The sequence below is a fragment of the Vibrio sp. Isolate34 genome (assembly GCF_022397915.1).
In the GTDB taxonomy this organism is placed as follows: domain Bacteria; phylum Pseudomonadota; class Gammaproteobacteria; order Enterobacterales; family Vibrionaceae; genus Vibrio.
On the sequence record NZ_JAKEUO010000001.1, the window covers coordinates 337,075 to 354,625 of the forward strand.

General features: G+C 43.2%; 15 protein-coding genes and 1 tRNA gene. 9 read left to right on the top strand and 7 right to left on the bottom strand.

Annotation, left to right across the window (positions count from 1 at the left end):
* Positions 1 to 132 precede the first annotated feature (132 nt).
* Together L1D22_RS01545 and L1D22_RS01550 are read left to right on the top strand one after the other, a co-directional pair.
* Positions 133 to 2,946, top strand: coding sequence for a heavy metal translocating P-type ATPase (locus L1D22_RS01545; protein WP_239828482.1), 2,814 nt, complete (start codon positions 133 to 135; stop codon positions 2,944 to 2,946).
* Positions 2,936 to 3,376: a DUF411 domain-containing protein gene (locus tag L1D22_RS01550; protein ID WP_017631063.1), complete on the top strand. Its 441-nt coding sequence runs from the start codon at positions 2,936 to 2,938 to the stop codon at positions 3,374 to 3,376. The genes L1D22_RS01545 and L1D22_RS01550 overlap by 11 nt, the downstream gene beginning before the upstream one ends.
* A 239-nt stretch (positions 3,377 to 3,615) precedes the next feature.
* On the opposite strand, the gene L1D22_RS01555 is transcribed toward L1D22_RS01550, so the two are convergent.
* Both L1D22_RS01555 and L1D22_RS01560 read right to left on the bottom strand, forming a co-directional pair.
* Positions 3,616 to 4,308 (bottom strand): oligogalacturonate-specific porin KdgM family protein, encoded by a 693-nt coding sequence (locus L1D22_RS01555; protein WP_239828483.1) that lies wholly within the window; start codon positions 4,306 to 4,308, stop codon positions 3,616 to 3,618.
* Positions 4,309 to 4,844: 536 nt separating this feature from the next.
* On the bottom strand, positions 4,845 to 7,496 hold the full coding sequence (locus L1D22_RS01560) for a beta-N-acetylhexosaminidase (RefSeq protein WP_239828484.1): 2,652 nt from the start codon (positions 7,494 to 7,496) through the stop codon (positions 4,845 to 4,847).
* A gap of 404 nt (positions 7,497 to 7,900) precedes the next feature.
* Between L1D22_RS01560 and L1D22_RS01565 the strand changes: the two genes are divergently transcribed.
* A complete protein-coding gene (locus tag L1D22_RS01565) occupies positions 7,901 to 8,788 on the top strand; it encodes a TraB/GumN family protein (protein ID WP_239828485.1) in 888 nt (295 codons plus the stop codon).
* Between the two features lie 169 nt (positions 8,789 to 8,957).
* Here L1D22_RS01565 and L1D22_RS01570 read toward each other — a convergent pair whose 3' ends face one another.
* The 3 genes from L1D22_RS01570 to L1D22_RS01580 are packed head-to-tail and all read right to left on the bottom strand — an operon-like array spanning position 8,958 to position 10,708.
* Entirely contained in the window at positions 8,958 to 9,794 is an 837-nt protein-coding gene (locus tag L1D22_RS01570) for a CsgG/HfaB family protein (protein WP_239828486.1), read from the bottom strand.
* A gap of 16 nt (positions 9,795 to 9,810) precedes the next feature.
* A complete protein-coding gene (locus L1D22_RS01575; protein ID WP_239828487.1) occupies positions 9,811 to 10,221 on the bottom strand; it encodes a curli assembly protein CsgF in 411 nt (136 codons plus the stop codon).
* 10 nt (positions 10,222 to 10,231) lie between these two features.
* On the bottom strand, positions 10,232 to 10,708 hold the full coding sequence (locus L1D22_RS01580; RefSeq protein WP_239828488.1) for a curli production assembly/transport protein CsgE: 477 nt from the start codon (positions 10,706 to 10,708) through the stop codon (positions 10,232 to 10,234).
* Between the two features lie 324 nt (positions 10,709 to 11,032).
* Here L1D22_RS01580 and L1D22_RS01585 point away from each other — a divergent pair, with 324 nt between their 5' ends.
* From L1D22_RS01585 to L1D22_RS01595, 3 genes are all read left to right on the top strand, one after another.
* Entirely contained in the window at positions 11,033 to 11,644 is a 612-nt protein-coding gene (locus L1D22_RS01585) for a curlin subunit CsgB (RefSeq protein ID WP_239828489.1), read from the top strand.
* Positions 11,645 to 11,729: 85 nt separating this feature from the next.
* Positions 11,730 to 12,587: a curlin gene (locus L1D22_RS01590; RefSeq protein ID WP_239828490.1), complete on the top strand. Its 858-nt coding sequence runs from the start codon at positions 11,730 to 11,732 to the stop codon at positions 12,585 to 12,587.
* Positions 12,588 to 13,088: 501 nt separating this feature from the next.
* Positions 13,089 to 13,757, top strand: coding sequence for a LuxR C-terminal-related transcriptional regulator (locus L1D22_RS01595; RefSeq protein ID WP_239828491.1), 669 nt, complete (start codon positions 13,089 to 13,091; stop codon positions 13,755 to 13,757).
* Between the two features lie 579 nt (positions 13,758 to 14,336).
* On the opposite strand, the gene L1D22_RS01600 is transcribed toward L1D22_RS01595, so the two are convergent.
* Positions 14,337 to 14,413: transfer RNA gene (locus L1D22_RS01600), tRNA-Pro, on the bottom strand.
* Positions 14,414 to 14,668: 255 nt separating this feature from the next.
* Here L1D22_RS01600 and L1D22_RS01605 point away from each other — a divergent pair.
* From L1D22_RS01605 to rluF, 3 genes are all read left to right on the top strand, one after another.
* Entirely contained in the window at positions 14,669 to 14,809 is a 141-nt protein-coding gene (locus tag L1D22_RS01605; RefSeq protein WP_004739790.1) for a DUF3149 domain-containing protein, read from the top strand.
* Positions 14,810 to 14,980: 171 nt separating this feature from the next.
* Positions 14,981 to 15,562 (top strand): DNA endonuclease SmrA, encoded by a 582-nt coding sequence (smrA, locus tag L1D22_RS01610; protein WP_239828492.1) that lies wholly within the window; start codon positions 14,981 to 14,983, stop codon positions 15,560 to 15,562.
* Positions 15,563 to 15,754: 192 nt separating this feature from the next.
* Positions 15,755 to 16,888, top strand: coding sequence for a 23S rRNA pseudouridine(2604) synthase RluF (rluF, locus tag L1D22_RS01615; protein WP_239828493.1), 1,134 nt, complete (start codon positions 15,755 to 15,757; stop codon positions 16,886 to 16,888).
* Between the two features lie 132 nt (positions 16,889 to 17,020).
* On the opposite strand, the gene ybaK is transcribed toward rluF, so the two are convergent.
* Complete coding sequence (ybaK, locus tag L1D22_RS01620; RefSeq protein ID WP_239828494.1) at positions 17,021 to 17,494, bottom strand: Cys-tRNA(Pro) deacylase; 474 nt, start codon at positions 17,492 to 17,494, stop codon at positions 17,021 to 17,023.
* Positions 17,495 to 17,551 lie beyond the last annotated feature (57 nt).

Below are 17,551 nucleotides of genomic sequence, written 5' to 3' on the forward strand. Positions count from 1 at the left end.
GAATTCCGCCTTCAAAGTAGCAAAACTATTACCTTAACCAATAGATTATAGCCGCGGATCCTTTATTCCCCTCTTTCATTCCCAAATTGAATCCACCAGCTAATGCACCACTAAGATCAAATTCTTGAATTTATGTTTGACCTTACCCTTACGGGAAGGTTTATGTTAGGCGTAGATGAGAATTGGAGTATCGATATGAACCACTACACAACCGCGCTCAACGGCTTAAATTGCATGGGTTGTGCGAAGAAAGTCCGCACACTGTTTGCTGATCTCGACAACACGACGATCAATGATATATCGCCGACCTACATCGATATTTCGACTCCATTTAGTTATGTTCAACTCAACGAACAGTTAGCGACACTTGGCTACAGCATGGGTAACAGGCTGCACCTTTCGCTATACGGCCTCAACTGCGGTAAGTGTGTGAGTAAACTGACTCAAGCGCTTGAACAAACCGAGCAAGCATCAAACCTAGAAGTCAGCAAACAAGAATTAGCACTGGTCACTCTACTTTCTAAATCCGAGGTGATTGAGTTAGTCGAAAGTGTGGGTTATCACGCAGCCCCGTACGCTGAATCTAATGACCTCTCACCGAGTTCAGATTTAGAAGAAGATAAAAAACCGGCGCCTACAGAATCGACGCCAACTGACCCCGTTGCGAGTCAATATACTTATCACCTTGTTCTTGAGGGAATGACGTGTGCGAGTTGTGTCTCTTCAATCGAACAAGCACTGAAAAATAACGAATTCGTCGACCAAGCTCAGATCAACCTCGCTGAACAGACAGCTTTAGTTTTCACCTCTAAGACACGTGACATCATCGAAAATGATCTAATAGCGTCCGTTAAAGCCGCAGGTTATGGCGCCGAGTTTGTAGATGATGCGGCAACACAACAACAAAAACAGCAAGAGCAACAACTTCGCACTCAACGAGCCTTCCTTAGAAACTCAGTCAGCGCGCTAGTTATCGGTGCTCCACTGATGGCGTGGGGTCTGTTTGGTGGCAGCATGACCATTGCCACTTTTAACGATCAACTGGCTTGGGGATTAGTCGGTGTGATCTGTTTAGTGCTGTTGGCCACTTCAGGTCGTAGCTTCTTCACCAATGCTTGGCAATCACTGATACACAAGCGCGCGACCATGGATACGTTAGTTGCTTTGGGTACAGGCGCAGCGTGGTTCTACTCAATGCTGGTTGTACTGATTCCATCATGGTTCCCTGAAGCCTCTCGCCATGTCTACTTTGAGGCGAGTGCGATGATTGTAGGTTTAATTTCTTTGGGGCATTACATTGAAGCCAAAGCCAAAGCGCGCACCACCAAATCTTTACAAGCACTGATTAACTTACAGCCACAAAAAGCGGTAATTATCGTCGATAGCAAAGAACAAACCATCGCTGTCGAGGCCATTCAGCTAGGCATGCAAGTACGCGTCAAACCGGGTGAGAAAGTGCCAGTTGATGGTGTTGTGGTATCGGGCGAGTCTTACATCGATGAATCGATGTTGACTGGCGAACCGCTTCCCAACGTTAAATCGTTGAGTGATGGCGTTTCTGCAGGCACCATTAATGGTGATGGCAGCTTGATCATTGAAGCAACTGGGATTGGCTCAAGCACCATGTTGGCTCGAATCATTCAAATGGTACGCCAAGCACAAAGCAGCAAACCTGCGATTGCGAAACTAGCCGACTCTATCTCTGCTGTTTTCGTTCCAGCTGTGGTTGCGATCGCAGCTGTTGCCGCCCTAGTTTGGTTTTTTGTTGGTCCGCAACCAAGTGCAAGCTACATGCTTGTCGTATCAACGACTGTGCTTATCATCGCTTGTCCGTGTGCCTTAGGCCTAGCGACTCCGCTCTCTATTACTGTCGGTGTAGGTAAAGCCGCTGAATTTGGCGTTCTGATCAAAGACGCTGATGTGTTGCAATCAGCAAGCAAAATCGATGCTGTCGTGTTTGATAAAACAGGTACGTTAACTCAAGGCAAACCAAGCGTTCAGCAGGCGTTTTATCACAACCTATCAGAACAAGAGCTGCTGGCTTACGCCTATTCGGTTGAAGTCGGTTCAGAACACCCACTTGCGAAAGCCGTTTGCCAGTATGCCGAAAACCTAGAAGTTTCAGCACTCCCACACAGCGAATTTGAGAACCGCCGCGGCCTTGGAGTACAAGCCAACATTAACGGCAAACACGTTCAAGTCGGCTCGCTTAAATACCTAACCCAACTCAATGTTGATACTGAAATTGGCGCAGACTTTATCGAGCTTTGTCGTACACAAGCGTGGACGCCAATCTTCGTAGTCATTGATCAAAAACTGGAAGGCATCTTAGGCATTTCAGACGCATTAAAAATGGATAGCAAACAGGCTATAGCTCAACTGAAATCTGCCGGAATTCACACCGTGCTATTAACGGGCGACAACGATTCAGTTGCTCAAGCGATTGGTAAAAACGTCGGTATCGACGAAGTGATTTCAGAAGTGCTTCCAGAACAGAAAGCTCAACACATTGTTCAACTGCAACAGCAATACAAGAGCGTTGCCATGGTCGGAGATGGCATTAACGATGCACCAGCACTTGCGCAAGCAGATATAGGTATCGCAATGGGCAGTGGCAGTGATGTTGCGATTGAAAGTGCACAAATGACACTCCTCAACTCGTCGCCACTGTCTGTAAGTAACGCGATAGAACTGTCCCAAGCGACCGTGAGAAACATGAAGCAAAACCTATTTGGAGCCTTCATCTATAACTCGCTTGGCATCCCTATTGCGGCCGGTGTGCTCTACCCGTTTTTTGGATTTCTGCTTAGCCCAGTAGTTGCAGGAGCAGCTATGGCGATGTCGTCAATTACTGTCGTAAGCAATGCCAACAGGCTGAGATTGTTCAAACCAACTCATTCTAATATCAATAAAAACCATATTCATGAGGTTAACCATGATTCGTAAAGTTATGACTCTTACTGCACTCGCTGCAATTTCAGGACAGGCTTTGGCTACTGATGTTCTAAACCACAAATCTCCATACTGCGGCTGCTGCACAGAATGGACAGAGCATATGCGTGATGCCGGGTTCGATGTAACAGAGAAGCTCCACGATGATATGAACCCTATCAAGCAAAAGTTAGGCGTAACGCAAGAGCTGGCTTCTTGCCACACCGCAGAGATCGACGGCTATGTATTCGAAGGTCACATTCCCGCAGAAGACGTAAAAGCCTTTTTAGAAAACCCACCACGTAATGCGATTGGTTTGGCGGTTCCGGGTATGCCAATGGGCTCACCGGGTATGGAATATGGCGATAAGAAAGACGAGTACTCTGTGTACGCGTTTAATGATAAAGGTCAGGTGTTTGAGTACCGTCACTACAAAGGTAACTAGAGTACCAATTCACCTAAAGTAGAATTGAAAGCATAAAAATAGAGCCTAGTATTAAGCAAACCCAAGACTGTGGTTTACTTACTAGGCTCTTTGCTTTTGGACAGTAAAGCAAATCTTGTCGCGACACTAACCGGGCTGTTAGTGTCGCTTGATCCCCTCGCTCATTCACGAAGGAAGTGCTTTGGCAAAAAAGCTATTTCGCGAATAGTCTCATTGACTAAACCGCCAAATAAATCAGCTTAGAAGCCGTAAGAAGCACCGAATACGAATGCGTTGTTCTGCTTAGAATTGCCGTTTGCGAAGTCTACGCCGTTAGCTTGGCTACGGAACTCGAAGTAAGGCTGTACGCCTTGACGAGTCCATGTTGCACGTAACTCGTGGTCCATCGCTTCAGCTTCGATCATGTAAACGTTGTTGTAGCTAAGTGCTAGATCTTCGTTCACTGTGTATGCAATGCGGTTATCCATGCGGTAGTCAGTTTTGTCATCGTTAGAAGTATCATCGATGTGTGCACGAGTACGGTTGCTGATAGAGATACCGTTATCGAAGTTGTAGCCGATCTTAACTAATGGACGGAACTGAATGCTTTCACCCGCAGAGAATAGGTGTTGGTAACCAGCAGCAACCCATAGGTTGTCAGTGATATTGAAAGATTGCTCACCACCTACAGTGATACCAGGAGTAGTATTACCTGCACCGCCGTTTTCAGACTCAAGTTTACCCAGTTGGATACCATCAAACTCAGAGTAAACCGTGAAGCCGCCTAGAGAGTTGTCAAACGTGTGACCAGCTTCTAGCGTAGAAGTCATGTCAGAACCGTGGATACGGCCATCGTCGTGAATTTGGATGTTACCTGTTACGTAAGAAGAACCAGCAAAAGCACTAGAAGCGAAAGCAAGAGAAAGAGCACTTAGAGCGATAATTTTTTTCATAGTAAACTGCCTTAGTTTGATTTTTTCAGCGGCATATCTTCGGTACATCATTCACCTTCACCGCTTGAATAATTGGTCGCCTCCCTGGCATGAAATCTATGTTGCTCGAATTAATTTTCGTTTCAAAATAAAAGAACAGACAGAGTGATCTCTCTCACTATCAAAAAAGAACAAGTTATTTAAAGCATTAAAATCAAACACTTAAAAATATAAAAATTGATAAAAAACTCAAGATGGAAAAATGTACAGATCGGGATCACATTATTTTACGGTGCAAAATTAGATTCGGTTAATTGAATCACACCTGATTTAGAGTTTTTTATGAGGGACTTATTTTTTGAAGAGAATAATGAGAGGCGCGTCACTTTTGCAATGAAGCTCACCTTATGTGCATTGTTGACGTTATAAACCAAGACGGTTTCTATATGTTCCCGTTTTAGATGAGGACCTAATTCGCAACAAACAAAAAGAGCTCCCACTTTTAACCTTAAGTAAGGTAATCGCTAAGGAGCTCTTCTATTAATGTTGCTTATCGATTATTTAACTGACGTTACTCGACTTACTTTCTCGCCACTTTCAGAGATAGAGCGGATGTACGTTTCACCAGAAACCGATGGACGTTGCTGCTCATCATACGTTAGCCAGTTTTCACCATCAGCAGAGTATTGCAGCTCTACGCCTGGGAATTGAACGTTCATCGCTAGCTTACCGTCAACAACCTTCGCACCTGGAACTGGTAGTCGGTAGTCAATGCCCGCTTTTTCTAGCTTAGCTAGCTCACGTTGACCAAGAATATTCGCGAAGCGATTAAAGTCGCTGTTCAACGCTTGCTTATTCACTAAGTTAGTTTCTTGAGAGTATTCAACACCAACCTTGTAGTCGTTTTCCCACTCAGCTCGGTGCCATGCGCGCTCTGCTGCTGCCAATACGCGAGGGAACACCATGTATTCATATTGCTCGTCAGTACGTACTGTTTCTGACCAAAGTTGAGCTGACAGACCGTAGAAAGGTTTCGCTTCAATTTCACCTTTACCAGAGAAGCCATTACCGTCACGGTCTAATGACGTTTCTGCGTTTTGTGGCATGTTTTCTGGTGCGAAGCCAAACATCTTGCGAGTATCGGTTGCACGCGTTGCCCAGTAGTAACCGCGCTCTGCTGCATCAACTTCGTATGGCATATCCATGTATACGTAGTCTGGGTTAGAGACGATTACGTCATACCCTTTTGCTGACCAATCGTATACTGATGAAGTGCCGCCCCAGTAAAGAACGTCCCAGAAGTTTACGCGAGTGCTTTCAGTTGCAAATGCTTTCTCGCCTTCGCTGTATTTCAGGCCATCTTGCCATGCTTGGAAGTGAGGAATGCCTTTGTCAGCAACAATCTTAGATACTTGCTCCGCAAAGTGACTTGGCAAATGACCGAAGTCGCTTACCGTTCCATCAGCGATCAAAGACTGACACTGAGGAGACTGCTGGAATGGCTTATCTTGCTTAGACAAATCGATGTTGCCTTTCCAAGTCACTTTATCTTCTGCATTAATATCTTGTAAGCCAGCGCCTAACTTGATGTTTTTCGCTTCATCGCCGCCGAAGTGCCAAGTCGTTAGTGGAACACCCGCTTCTTGGTGCATTGCCGCCACTTCAGAGATCACTTTATCGACAAAGTGAGTTGAAGACTCCATACATGGGTTAATGAAGCTTTGCTTATCGTAGAACTGAACCGTGGTTACGTTCGATGTATCTTGTGGATCCATCAAGCGGTATTCATTTGCTTCCGCTTCTTTACCTTCCGCCATGAGACGAGTGTAACGCGCTTCCATCGACACCACAGCAGAACGAGCGTGTGCTGGCATATCAATTTCTGGAATTACTTCGATGCTGCGCGCTTTTGCGTAGCTTAAGATCTCGACGTAATCCGCTTTACTAAAGAAACCAGAGCCAAAGTTGTCTGTTGTTGGACCTGACCCTAGCTGAGGCAGTAAACAGCTTTGCTCTTCCAAATCAAAACAACGATTAGACCCTACATCCGTTAGCTCTGGTAAACCTGGAATTTCTAAACGCCAGCCTTCATCATCTGTTAGGTGAAGGTGCAGTTTATTCATCTTGTATGCCGCCATTTGGTCTAGCGTTGCTAAGATGGCATCTTTTGAGTGGAAGTTTCGAGCTACATCCACCATCACACCACGGTAATCAAAGCGCGGTGCATCTTTGATCGACAGTTGTGGTAATGATTCAGCGTTCTGACTGTCTATTAGGCCAAAAATAGACTGAACTGCGTAGAAAGCACCTGTTTTATCAAACGCTTTAATCGCAATCCCCTCTTCCGAGATGCTTAGTTCATAAGCGCCAGGTTTCGCCAAATCACCCGTAAACTGAGTAGGAACAACGGTAACACTTACTGGAAGGTCACCACTCACATCTACGTTTACCACATCTGCACGTTCTTCGATTGCAGCGAACTGATCAGCATCGAATGCGTCTTTTGGTAGGGCAATACCACCAGCAATGCTCACAGATCCTTCACCCGCTTCTACCGACATTGGCGTTGGTAGTAGCGTTGTTGATACATCTTGAGTTGCGAGATCAGCATTCTTTTCAAAACGCGTCACCGCTGTCGCCATTACGTTATTGTCATCAGGTGTACGTTTAAGGTTGTTACCCTCTAGACCCGTTACGAATGACGCGACATCTTCCGTATTCAATGAAGCAATCATCTTTGGTTCTGCGTTTGGCGCCGTTACGAATGCACCCGGCATAAAGTCAGTTTCAAACAGTTGCCAGTATTCACTTGTTAGCGGAAGAATCACTTCTTCACCCGCCGCAAAACCATCGAACTTTTCTGTTGGTTCTAGCTTGTGTAAGTCGCCGGTTACGCGAGTGATTTTAAACTGCTCATTATCAACATCTAAGATAAGGCGAATACTGTGGAAGTAGATGGTCCAATCTTTTGAATCAATCGCTTCACCATCGTTAGTTAACGTCATGTTCACTTTATTACATGATGCCCACTCTGCGCCTAAGTCCTGACAAGCCATGCCTTCGTTTGCACCGTGGTTCGTCAAGATTTCATATTGCACATCAAGGTTATCAGCCAGTGCATTCACTACTTTTTGTTCTGGTGCTTGCGTTACTGCACAACCCGTTAGGCCAGCCAATACCGCTACAGATAGTAAGTTTCTCTTCAACATCGTATTCACCCATAAATTAAAAATTGAGTAAGAAGCAAAATGGAGCGCTTCGAAAGTTAGATAAACTATATGGGCTTATTTTTTACCGTGAATTAAATCGAGCTAATAAAGTGATCGGCTTCAAATCTCAAAAATATTGATAAATTTAATTTAAATAAAATCATCAAGTTACAAGCAACGGCACTTCCGTCATTTTAATTTTGACGTAAAATTTGAGAAATGAATCACAATCTTTTTTACCGATTTCATAAAATCGTGTCATTGGTAGAGAGAAAAGTTTTAGAGTTTGCTCGTGTTGTTATACTTTTCGTACAAACAACGTGACATTGTTCTCAAAAAAAACCGTTAAAAAACTCCGTCAAAATCTTTTTTAACGAGCTTATGTCTTTCTAAAGGAGCTTTCTTTGCGCACATTCTTGTACCTTACGCTACTCACACTTGCCTTTTCAGCAAAGCAAGCTGTCGCCGAACCTCTTTATTGGCAAGCTAAAAAGGATGATCTGACCCTCACCATTTTAGGTTCTGTGCATGTTGGAGACGAGAGCATGTACCCGCTTCCTGCACAGATTACAGACGCGTTAAAAGAGAGCGACGGATTAATTGTCGAGACGGATATAAGAAAGACAGAAGGCGTGGTGTACCCTACCACCACAATCACTACAGCCGATGTATTAAGCGAAGATCAACAACAGTTATTAACGAGCATTTCTAAGTCTTTGGGTATGTCGACACAACAACTACTGAGCTCCCCGCCTTGGGCGACATCTCTGTCGATACAAATGCAGCAGTTAAAAAACCTTGGTTACGGCTCAGCGGGCGGTGTAGACGCAACACTTGCCTATAAAGCGACGATACAAGACGTTCCAGTGATCAGCTTAGAGCCACTACAATTTCAAATAGACCTCATCGCAGGACAAAAAGATTCTGGTAAAGAGTGGCTAGTGACAAGCATTGAAGAATTTGATCAAACAGACCGTGTGGTTCATTGCTTAATTGAGAGCTGGAAAGCAGGTGATGTCACCAAACTTGAGGAATTTGCAAAGCTGTCTGAAATGCCATCTGAACTTGAAAAAGCATTTCTAACGGATCGCAACGTTGATTGGGCAAACAAACTATCTGTCAAAGATTGGAAACTCGATTCGAAAGGACACTACGTGCTGGTCGTCGGTACGTTACACCTGATTGGCGAAGGCAACCTTTTGCAGTTGTTAGAAGAGAAAGGGTTCAATGTCACTCAACAATCACAAAGCCAACAGGCCCAGTGTCAATTTGAGGTTAGTGTCGACAGCTAGCTCAATTCGATATCATAGTCTTGACGGAATATAACCATTACCTAAATAACAGAACCCGTACTTTTTCTTCCCTTTCGCTCTTGAACTGAACGGTTTATGAGTCGAAAAAACAGGGCTAAGGGAAAAATCCGTTTTCCGCATAGCCCTATTTTGCTGCTTACTCAGTTGACTAAAGGATGTCTGTACTCGCGTCTGAGTAGCGCGCGATAATTGGGTTACTCAAGGCATTTGGATCGCCTGGAGACCACATTCCACGCTTCATTCCTTGAACAATCAAATGGATAACGGCAGCGTCAATCGCCGACATGACGGCAATATTAACCGGTTCATTCTGGCTATAACCCATCTCAACTTCTAATAGCTCTTTGTAATCAACAAACCTGAATGCTCCAACACCAATTTCATGCGAAGAAATCGTTTTTGTCGTCGTCACGCTTAACAACACTTGCCCAGTTCTTACATCCACCGCTCTCAAGTTAACAGTGACTTGATCGGTCCTATATTGGCCTGAACCACCAATTCCAAGATACTTCGCACCAGCTCCTCCGGTAACAATATTAGAGTCATAAGCAACAATACCGCCTTCAATAACGATATTCGCAGAGCTCAACGATGTTAAGTCGGCTCCGTGATTGTTCACTACCTTATCTTTCTTCTGGGCAGCACGAATGATCTTACGTTCCGTCAATAAGTTTTGCAGGCCTTCACGCTCTAAAGGCACAAACCATTGCGAATCGATCAACGATGTCGTCAATAACGACGTGCCCCCTTGTGGTACAGCGGTTGAAAAATTACTGTTTGGCTGAGGTTTATACTGTCCCGTTTGATCTCTAAAATCGTAAACCGAAACAAGTATCTTCCCTCGAGGCCTTGGTAATGAGATGAGATCAGTATAAGTCGCGCCTCTAGGCATCAGTTTAGGGATCTCAGATGTTTCTGGGATCTGCATAGAATAGCTGCACCCCCCTAACACCAATATCAAGAAGATGGTGAACATCGATTTCATAACACAATCCTTGTGATTAGAGGTCTGGGTTTAGCCCAGCAACGCTGATTTCTGTCGATTCCCCTGTCTTTTTATCGACAATTTGAACCAACAATGTCCCAGAATCGTCCACAATGTTCAGAAAGAAATCGTCGGTCTCAAGTTGCCCAGTATTACCACTCCCCACATCAGCAAGTAGCTGGCTAATCAAACGTGATTCCAAACTTGAAGCCAACCTATCTAGAGCGGACTCTTGCTCACCAAAAATATCCCTTGCACTAGGGTCGTCATAATCGTTAATGGCATTAGCATGATTAAAAAGGTGGGAACTGTTTAGTGCGTTTCCTCCAAAACTAGGATTTATGGGCGTATAAACCAGTTCGCTCGAACAAATCGAAGGCGACACGAACAACACTATAAGTGCCAATTTTTTTAATGATATAGACATCCCTGCCTCCTCAAAATTCATCATGGTCTAGATCGTAGGTATCTTGAAACAGTCGCTCTGCTTGCCATCGGATGATGTAATTTCCAACCACTCCTGTTGCATCGGCAGCGCGTTCTTTTGCTTGTCTACGGCCTGGAGACAACGCCGTACGGAAGATCGGTTTCCTAGAGTGTTGAACCTCTATGATGCTTCCAGATAACGCTGTTGGCCTTTCTTTTACCGTCAAATTTTCCTTAAGGTCGGGATAACTATCATTGAGCGATTGCGAGAAGAAAAAATAGAAATCCTCTCCCAACCGCGTAATGGTTCTGTCCACGATGATTCCATCAACTTCACTAAAATCATTAAATTTTTCCTTAAGACTGTTCGTCGACCCCTCAAGTTTCTTTCCATTTTCTAACGGGGCACCATTTTCAAGACCATGACTTTCATCTCCGGCATGAACAACAAAAGAGAGAAAAGTAATTGTAAGCAGCTTGAGTTTCATATTGGTTCCCATTCGAAGTCCATTTACAAAATGAGGAGGTGATTCTTTGAACAAGATAAAGAGTAGGTGCAATGCACTTTGTCACATATAAACTTTGTAATTAAATTCCAGTCTCAATTCACTAACTAAGGTTAATAAAAATTCAAAAAACTAAGTATTTTTAATATATGCAATTACGTTATTTTTAGATTTTAGTTTATAGCTGTTCGTCATTTGGATACCTAGAATCTCCTCATTACATTGGCTTACACAGCTCTCAGTGCGGGAATTTATGTTTCGGTTCTTGATTGAGGTAAAAACCACAAACACTTTAAGGTAAAGGTAATGATAACTAGGGACGCGTCACTTATCGGCTTAACTTGTTTATATTTATCAATAGGTAGTTTTAATAGTGCTATCGCTTCTGATTTGGAGGGAAGCTTTCTACACAACGTAAACCATGACGTCGTAAACGAGTTTAATGACTTAGATCTTATTTCGTCACGGGATTTGGATAACTACTCAGAAATAGATATATCCGACTCTTCAGGTTCCATTGCGATTATTCAACAAAATAGTCTAGGAGCCAGCGCAAATAATAAAGCCAAGATCAAACAAAACGGAAGCTCTAATTCAGCTTATATAGGACAAATAGGCAAGAATAATACTGCTCTGATTGAGCAGGATGGATCAAACAACAAAGCCGCTATTGGTCAGCTCGGAGCCAATTCCGACGCTCTGATCTCCCAAGATGGAGATAACAACTTGGCGGTGATAGGACAAGCGAATTACTCAGGACAAAACAGCCAATTAAGTATTGCTCAAAAAGGTCATGGCAATACGGCTTATATGGTTGGGTCTGGAGGAGACAATTTAGGAATTTCTCAAAACGGCAATGACTTTGCAGTAATCAACGCGTCTAGCTCAATGAGAATTCACATCAATCAAGCCAATTAGCGCGAAGTATGGAAAGCTTGATTCACCGTTGCTTCTCGATGAAGTAACAACATAGTCGACATGGAAATGTATAAGGATACAACTTATGAAAGTTACACAAATTGGAATTATAGTCGGTGCTATTCTGGGCTTTAATGCAGCATACGCAGATAATTTACCTGCTCCTTTTCCAGCCTCTGAACCTGCGTTGGGGGTAATAGAAGGAACAACCGATCTTGGGATATCATCGACAGTCGCTGGTATTCAACCTTTAGCGATGGATAATACTGCCGTTTGGCAAATGGGCAATGGCGATAATGCCAATGTCACTATTAACCAAAACACGTCTGGTGTTACTGATGGACATGTTGCACTAGTAGACACACATGCTAGCTATAACTCTGACGTTGTGGTTCAACAAGATGGCAATCTCAATGAAGCTCACGTTAAGCTACGCTATGTAAACAACAACGCTTGGGTTGATCAAGATGGTGTGAGTAACCAAGCCCAAATCACAGTTCAACCTTATGGTCGAAGCAATGATTTACGTGTTACACAAGTGGGTAATGAGAACATCTCTGTCGTTAATGCCCTAGGTGGTGCTGACTACAATGAAGCTGATGTGAATGTCTCTGGTAACTCCAATACAACCTATACCGAGTTTAGTAACGCGAGTGTTGACAATAATGATGTAGACATCGATATCAGCGGCGATAATAACTATGTTCAAACGATAGTAAATACCGATGTTGGTGGTGGCGATGATAACTATGTCGATATCGATCTCGTGAACAGTAGCGATAACCGAGTATTCACGTTACAAACAGGCTCTCATTCAGATGCCATTGTTAGCTTAACAAACAGCAATTCAAACCAATTTATGATTGAGCAAACCTCTTATGATACTGCGCTAGTTTCAGGTAATGGCGCAAGTGGTAATGTCGGTATAATTTATCAAAATTAATATGATAAGATGTGCATATATTAAAACGGCGTTGATCGCCGTTTTATTTTTCCCTTTACGTTTAAATGCATCTGAAAAAATTTCAAATTCAGTACAGTGTTTTATTAACAACAAACATAACGTGCTTGTGTTAGATAGCAGTACAGCATCTTCACTCACTCTAAAAACAAGAACACACTCTCAACTCAACCAACATATAAGTGGTGGTAAAACAAAATTTATTCTTAATGCCAAACAATTTCCTCTTACTTTAGAGATTAAACCAGAAAATAAGAGTTGGAAAATATTTCGGGATTGTACGATGAAAGAACTAGAAGTTAATTAATAAAACTAAAGGAAACAGATGCTTCCACTTAATACTGTTATATACCTTCACCTGTACTATTAATTATATTCACCATATTTATAAAATAACTAGCCAACTTATTGGTAGAATAACTATGTGTGCTATAGACTATCAAGTCTGATACAAGGGCAGTGGGTTAATAAAGGAGTGTACACATGGCTAAGTCGAAAGTTCATCAAGCCATTTTAATAGCCGAAAATAATTTACAGTCTACGCTGCTTAAAGAGTCATTAGAGCAAAAGGTGGACCTTAGTATTAGGCTTATATCCCCTGAAAAACTGAGTTTCAACTCATTGCAAGCTGACAATTTGGATATCATTATTATTGACTACCCAATAATGACCAAAGACTTTATCCTTAAATACCAAGAACTTAGAGACGATGTAATATGTGACACCCATGAGGTATTGTTAAACACTCCAAACGACTTCCCACATACTGAGATGCTCAAGTGGCAATATCTCGTTGGTATTTTCTATGTTTCAGACACGCTTGATAAGCTTGTCACTGGCTTCAACTGCATCTTAGAAGACGAAATGTGGATGAGCAGGAAACTCATTTATAAGTACATTCGCTTTTATCGTGAAAGACAATGCGCAAAAACGAGCCCGTACTATTTAAAACTCACTAAACGTGAGCAACAAATCATCAAGCTACTTGGTGAGGGCGCGTCCAACACCCAGATCGCCGACACACTCTACGTCAGTGAGAATACGGTCAAAGCACACCTTCACAATACGTTTAAAAAAATCAAGGTGAAGAACCGCTTACAGGCTCTGATTTGGGTGAAGAACAATGTCGCTACCAGTGAGTTCGTTCAATAAGAGTAGGCTTAGACTCAACAAACGATCGATAGGCGATCGACACAATTACAGAATATAAAAAGCCGTAGCCCCTTCTCTTGCAAAGAGTGCTATAGCTTTCTTTAATGCGGCCGATGAAGAGCTTATTTTTAACATCAGGCGAACCCCATTCTAGTCCGAATCCTATTTACAATAGCTCAAAACGACACAAGCCAACTCATTGAGCAGGCTTTCTAAATGTGGTCGTTGAAGAGCTTATTTCGAACATCAGGCGAACCCCGCTTGGTTTTCAAACTAAATCGAAACCTTCAAATGCAAAAAAATCCGTAACCCCTTCTATTGCAAAGAGTGCTACGGCTTTCTTTAATGCGGCCGGAGAAGAGCTTATTTTTAATATCAGGCGAACCCCATTCTAGTTCAAACCCTGTTTACAATCGCTCAAACGACGAAAGCCTGCTCATTGAGCAGGCTTTCTAAAAGTGGTCGTTGAAGAGCTTATTTCGAACATCAGGCGAACCCCGCTTGGTTTTCAAACTAAATCGAAACCAAAGGTTCAAATGCAAAAAAGCCGTAGCACTTCTGCTACGGCTTTCTTTAATGTGGTCGGTGAAGAGGGATTCGAACCCCCGACCCTCTGGTCCCAAACCAGATGCGCTACCAAGCTGCGCTATTCACCGAGATATCTAACTGGCTCATTGCCTGTCGATGGAGCGTATAATACGGGTTCTGAATTTATCCGCAAGGGCTTTTTCTCATATTTATTGCGATTTTGAATCGTTCGAACAAAAGACATACAACAACGAGCATGATGTGACGAAAAACACACACTTACCAACAAGTATTTAACTTATGAAACAGGATTGATCCAGATCAGTGAATTGATAATGCTTGTTAATACACTAACCCATGTCATATAACTTTGAGGTATACACATGGACTTTTGGCTAGATCTCCTATTTGGTAATGCGGTGGGACTATCTTCAATGATAGTAATCTTCGGGGCTCTGGGTCTCATGATGTTTTATGGAGGCTTCTTCATCTACAAAGTTATGACTGACAAATCTCCTCACTAGAGTCGCTCAGCCTAAATCATTTGCTGTTAAGTATCATTTACTTGATAAGTAAACGTTAAAACGCTTTGCACCGGAGCTGACTTCTCTTGTCTCCTCCGGTTTTTTCATTTTTAAACCCAGCCCCAACTTAGGTATACTTAACCTATCCTTCTCTAACTTGAGATGCACACTATGTCTCATGATGACGATTTAGACCTATTCCAAGAAATGATGGGCGATGTGAAACGTATCGACCACGACACCGCTGAACACCAGAAAGTACACCGTGTAACGGAATCTCACCTAGCAAAGCGTGAAGCGGCAATGTGGCTGTCTGATGACGAGAAAGATTACCTCTCGCTCGATTACTCTCCGATGGTGAAGCCAGATGCTGTTATCGCCTATAAGAAAGATGGCGTTCAGGAAGGCGTATACAAAAAGCTACGTCTAGGTAAGTACCCTATTCAAGCCAAGCTTGATCTGCATAGAAAAACACTCAAAGACGCACGTAATGAAGTGCTTTCATTTTTACGTCAATGTTTAAGGATGGATGTTCGTACCGTCATCATTGTTCATGGCAAAGGTGAACGTTCGAATCCACCAGCAATGATGAAAAGCTATGTCGCCAACTGGTTAACTCAAATTAACGATGTCCAGTGTGTGCATTCGGCTCAACAATTTCATGGTGGAACAGGCGCGGTCTACGTCATGTTGAGAAAGAGCAATGACAAAAAACTCGAAAACAGAGAACGACACCAGAAGCGATCAAGTTAGTACAGGTTGTATTGATAGCCTCGACGATACGCTCATTGCCACGCCAATTCGCTAGACAATAGATATTTAGTGCCGAAGTAGACACTAGGTGCTAAAATTGTCGTCGGTTAACGAATTCAAACGTAAAAGCAACTGCCCTGTAGTTGCTTTTTGTTTATCTAAATTTCCGTTGTGAAACGCTAAGAGAATATCATGTCACAAGAATCCCAAGCTAAACGCCTTAATAAGTACATCAGTGAAACTGGTTTTTGCTCACGCCGCGAAGCCGACAAACTCATTGATGCTGGCCGAGTTACTATCAATGGTAAGATCCCAGAGATGGGTACGAAAGTAATGCCAGGTGATGACGTTGAGATCGACAACAAGCCCGTTCGTTCGAAAGAAAAGCCTATCTACATTGCCCTGAATAAGCCGACCGGTATTACTTGTACCACTGAGCGAGATATTCCTGGCAACATCGTTGACTTTATTGGTCACCACAAGCGTATTTTCCCAATTGGTCGCCTTGATAAACCGTCTGACGGTCTTATCTTCCTGACCAATGATGGCGACATCGTAAACAAGATTCTTCGTGCGGGTAACAACCACGAAAAAGAGTACGTGGTTCGTGTCGACAAGCCGATTACGGGTGAGTTCTTACAGAAAATGGCAGCGGGTGTTCCTATTCTAGATACGGTGACTTTGCCATGTAAAGTAGAGAAAGAGACTAAGTTCTCTTTCCGAATCACACTAACGCAAGGCCTTAACCGCCAAATCCGTCGTATGTGTGAAGCGCTTGGTTATGAAGTTTTCAAACTGCGCCGTGTACGTATTATGAACATCTCTTTAGATGGCATTCCAAATGGCAAATGGCGCTACCTGAGCGATGAAGAAATCACTGAAATCTTAGCGATGTGTGAAGGTTCAGTAAGTACTGAAGATGCGTCAAAGATGAACGCGAAAGGCCAACGTATTCGCAAAGCGACGGACGCTAAACTTTTTGATAGCCGTGAAGAGAATCAAACTTCAACAGCGCGCCGTAACCAAAAAGAGAACCGTACTCGCACCTACCGCGGTAACAATGCCGATGAATTCCGTCATGCGCCTAATTCAAAGCGTGGTCGTAACTCATCGAATAGTGGAAGCGGTGGCAATACTGAGAACTGGAAATCGAACTCTCGTTCAGAGCGTTCTAATTCAGATAGAAACAGTTCGGATCGTAATCGTACAGACCGCAATAACAACGATCGTAGAAGCGGCAAGCCAACAAACCGTAGCCAAGACTCAAACAGACCAAACAAACCGGCACCTAAGCGCGTTGGTGGTACATTAGGTCTTAAGAAGTAATATTTACTCTTTAATACAGAAACGCCCACTAAGTTGTCTTAGTGGGCGTTTTTTGTTGTTGGCTAAGTCAAAACTAGGTACGAAGACGGTATTTTGCTCGGCAGATTAACGGCTTTCATTATCGCCCGCCTGCTACAAACACAAATCAGTAAATTGAGCTCGTGTAAGCATGGCTAAGTCCTTTGGGTCTAGCTCGATTTCCAAGCCCCTTTTTCCTGCGCTCACACATATCGTTTCAAAATCCGTCGCAGTGGAGTGTACAAAAGTAGGCAATGCTTTCTTTTGACCAAGCGGACTGATGCCACCCACCACATAACCCGTGGTTTTCTGTGCAATTTCAGGATTCGCCATCTCTGCTTTTTTACCTTTCGCTGCTTTTGCTGCAAGTTTTAGGTTTAGCTTTTGGTCCACAGGAATAACCGCCACAGCCAAATCTTTAGCCACACCGTTCAAACAGAACAAAAGAGTTTTGAACACACGCTTAGGATCCTGACCAAGCGCTTCAACGGCTTCCAAACCATAGTTCGTATTGTTGGCATCGTGATGATACTGATGAACGCTATGAGCGATTTTCTTTTTCTTGGCGAGATTGATTGCTGGGGTCATAACAAATCCAAACGATAGATAAACAAAAAGCGACGCCGAGGCGTCGCTTTAGTTAAA

Coding starts and splice junctions, on each gene's coding strand:
- L1D22_RS01545 (WP_239828482.1), top strand. CDS start 133: ATGTTTGACCTTACCCTTACGGGAAGGTTTATGTTAGGCGTAGATGAG.
- L1D22_RS01550 (WP_017631063.1), top strand. CDS start 2,936: ATGATTCGTAAAGTTATGACTCTTACTGCACTCGCTGCAATTTCAGGA.
- L1D22_RS01555 (WP_239828483.1), bottom strand. CDS start 4,308: ATGAAAAAAATTATCGCTCTAAGTGCTCTTTCTCTTGCTTTCGCTTCT.
- L1D22_RS01560 (WP_239828484.1), bottom strand. CDS start 7,496: ATGTTGAAGAGAAACTTACTATCTGTAGCGGTATTGGCTGGCCTAACG.
- L1D22_RS01570 (WP_239828486.1), bottom strand. CDS start 9,794: ATGAAATCGATGTTCACCATCTTCTTGATATTGGTGTTAGGGGGGTGC.
- L1D22_RS01575 (WP_239828487.1), bottom strand. CDS start 10,221: ATGTCTATATCATTAAAAAAATTGGCACTTATAGTGTTGTTCGTGTCG.
- L1D22_RS01580 (WP_239828488.1), bottom strand. CDS start 10,708: ATGAAACTCAAGCTGCTTACAATTACTTTTCTCTCTTTTGTTGTTCAT.
- L1D22_RS01585 (WP_239828489.1), top strand. CDS start 11,033: ATGATAACTAGGGACGCGTCACTTATCGGCTTAACTTGTTTATATTTA.
- L1D22_RS01590 (WP_239828490.1), top strand. CDS start 11,730: ATGAAAGTTACACAAATTGGAATTATAGTCGGTGCTATTCTGGGCTTT.
- L1D22_RS01595 (WP_239828491.1), top strand. CDS start 13,089: ATGGCTAAGTCGAAAGTTCATCAAGCCATTTTAATAGCCGAAAATAAT.
- L1D22_RS01605 (WP_004739790.1), top strand. CDS start 14,669: ATGGACTTTTGGCTAGATCTCCTATTTGGTAATGCGGTGGGACTATCT.
- smrA (WP_239828492.1), top strand. CDS start 14,981: ATGTCTCATGATGACGATTTAGACCTATTCCAAGAAATGATGGGCGAT.
- rluF (WP_239828493.1), top strand. CDS start 15,755: ATGTCACAAGAATCCCAAGCTAAACGCCTTAATAAGTACATCAGTGAA.
- ybaK (WP_239828494.1), bottom strand. CDS start 17,494: ATGACCCCAGCAATCAATCTCGCCAAGAAAAAGAAAATCGCTCATAGC.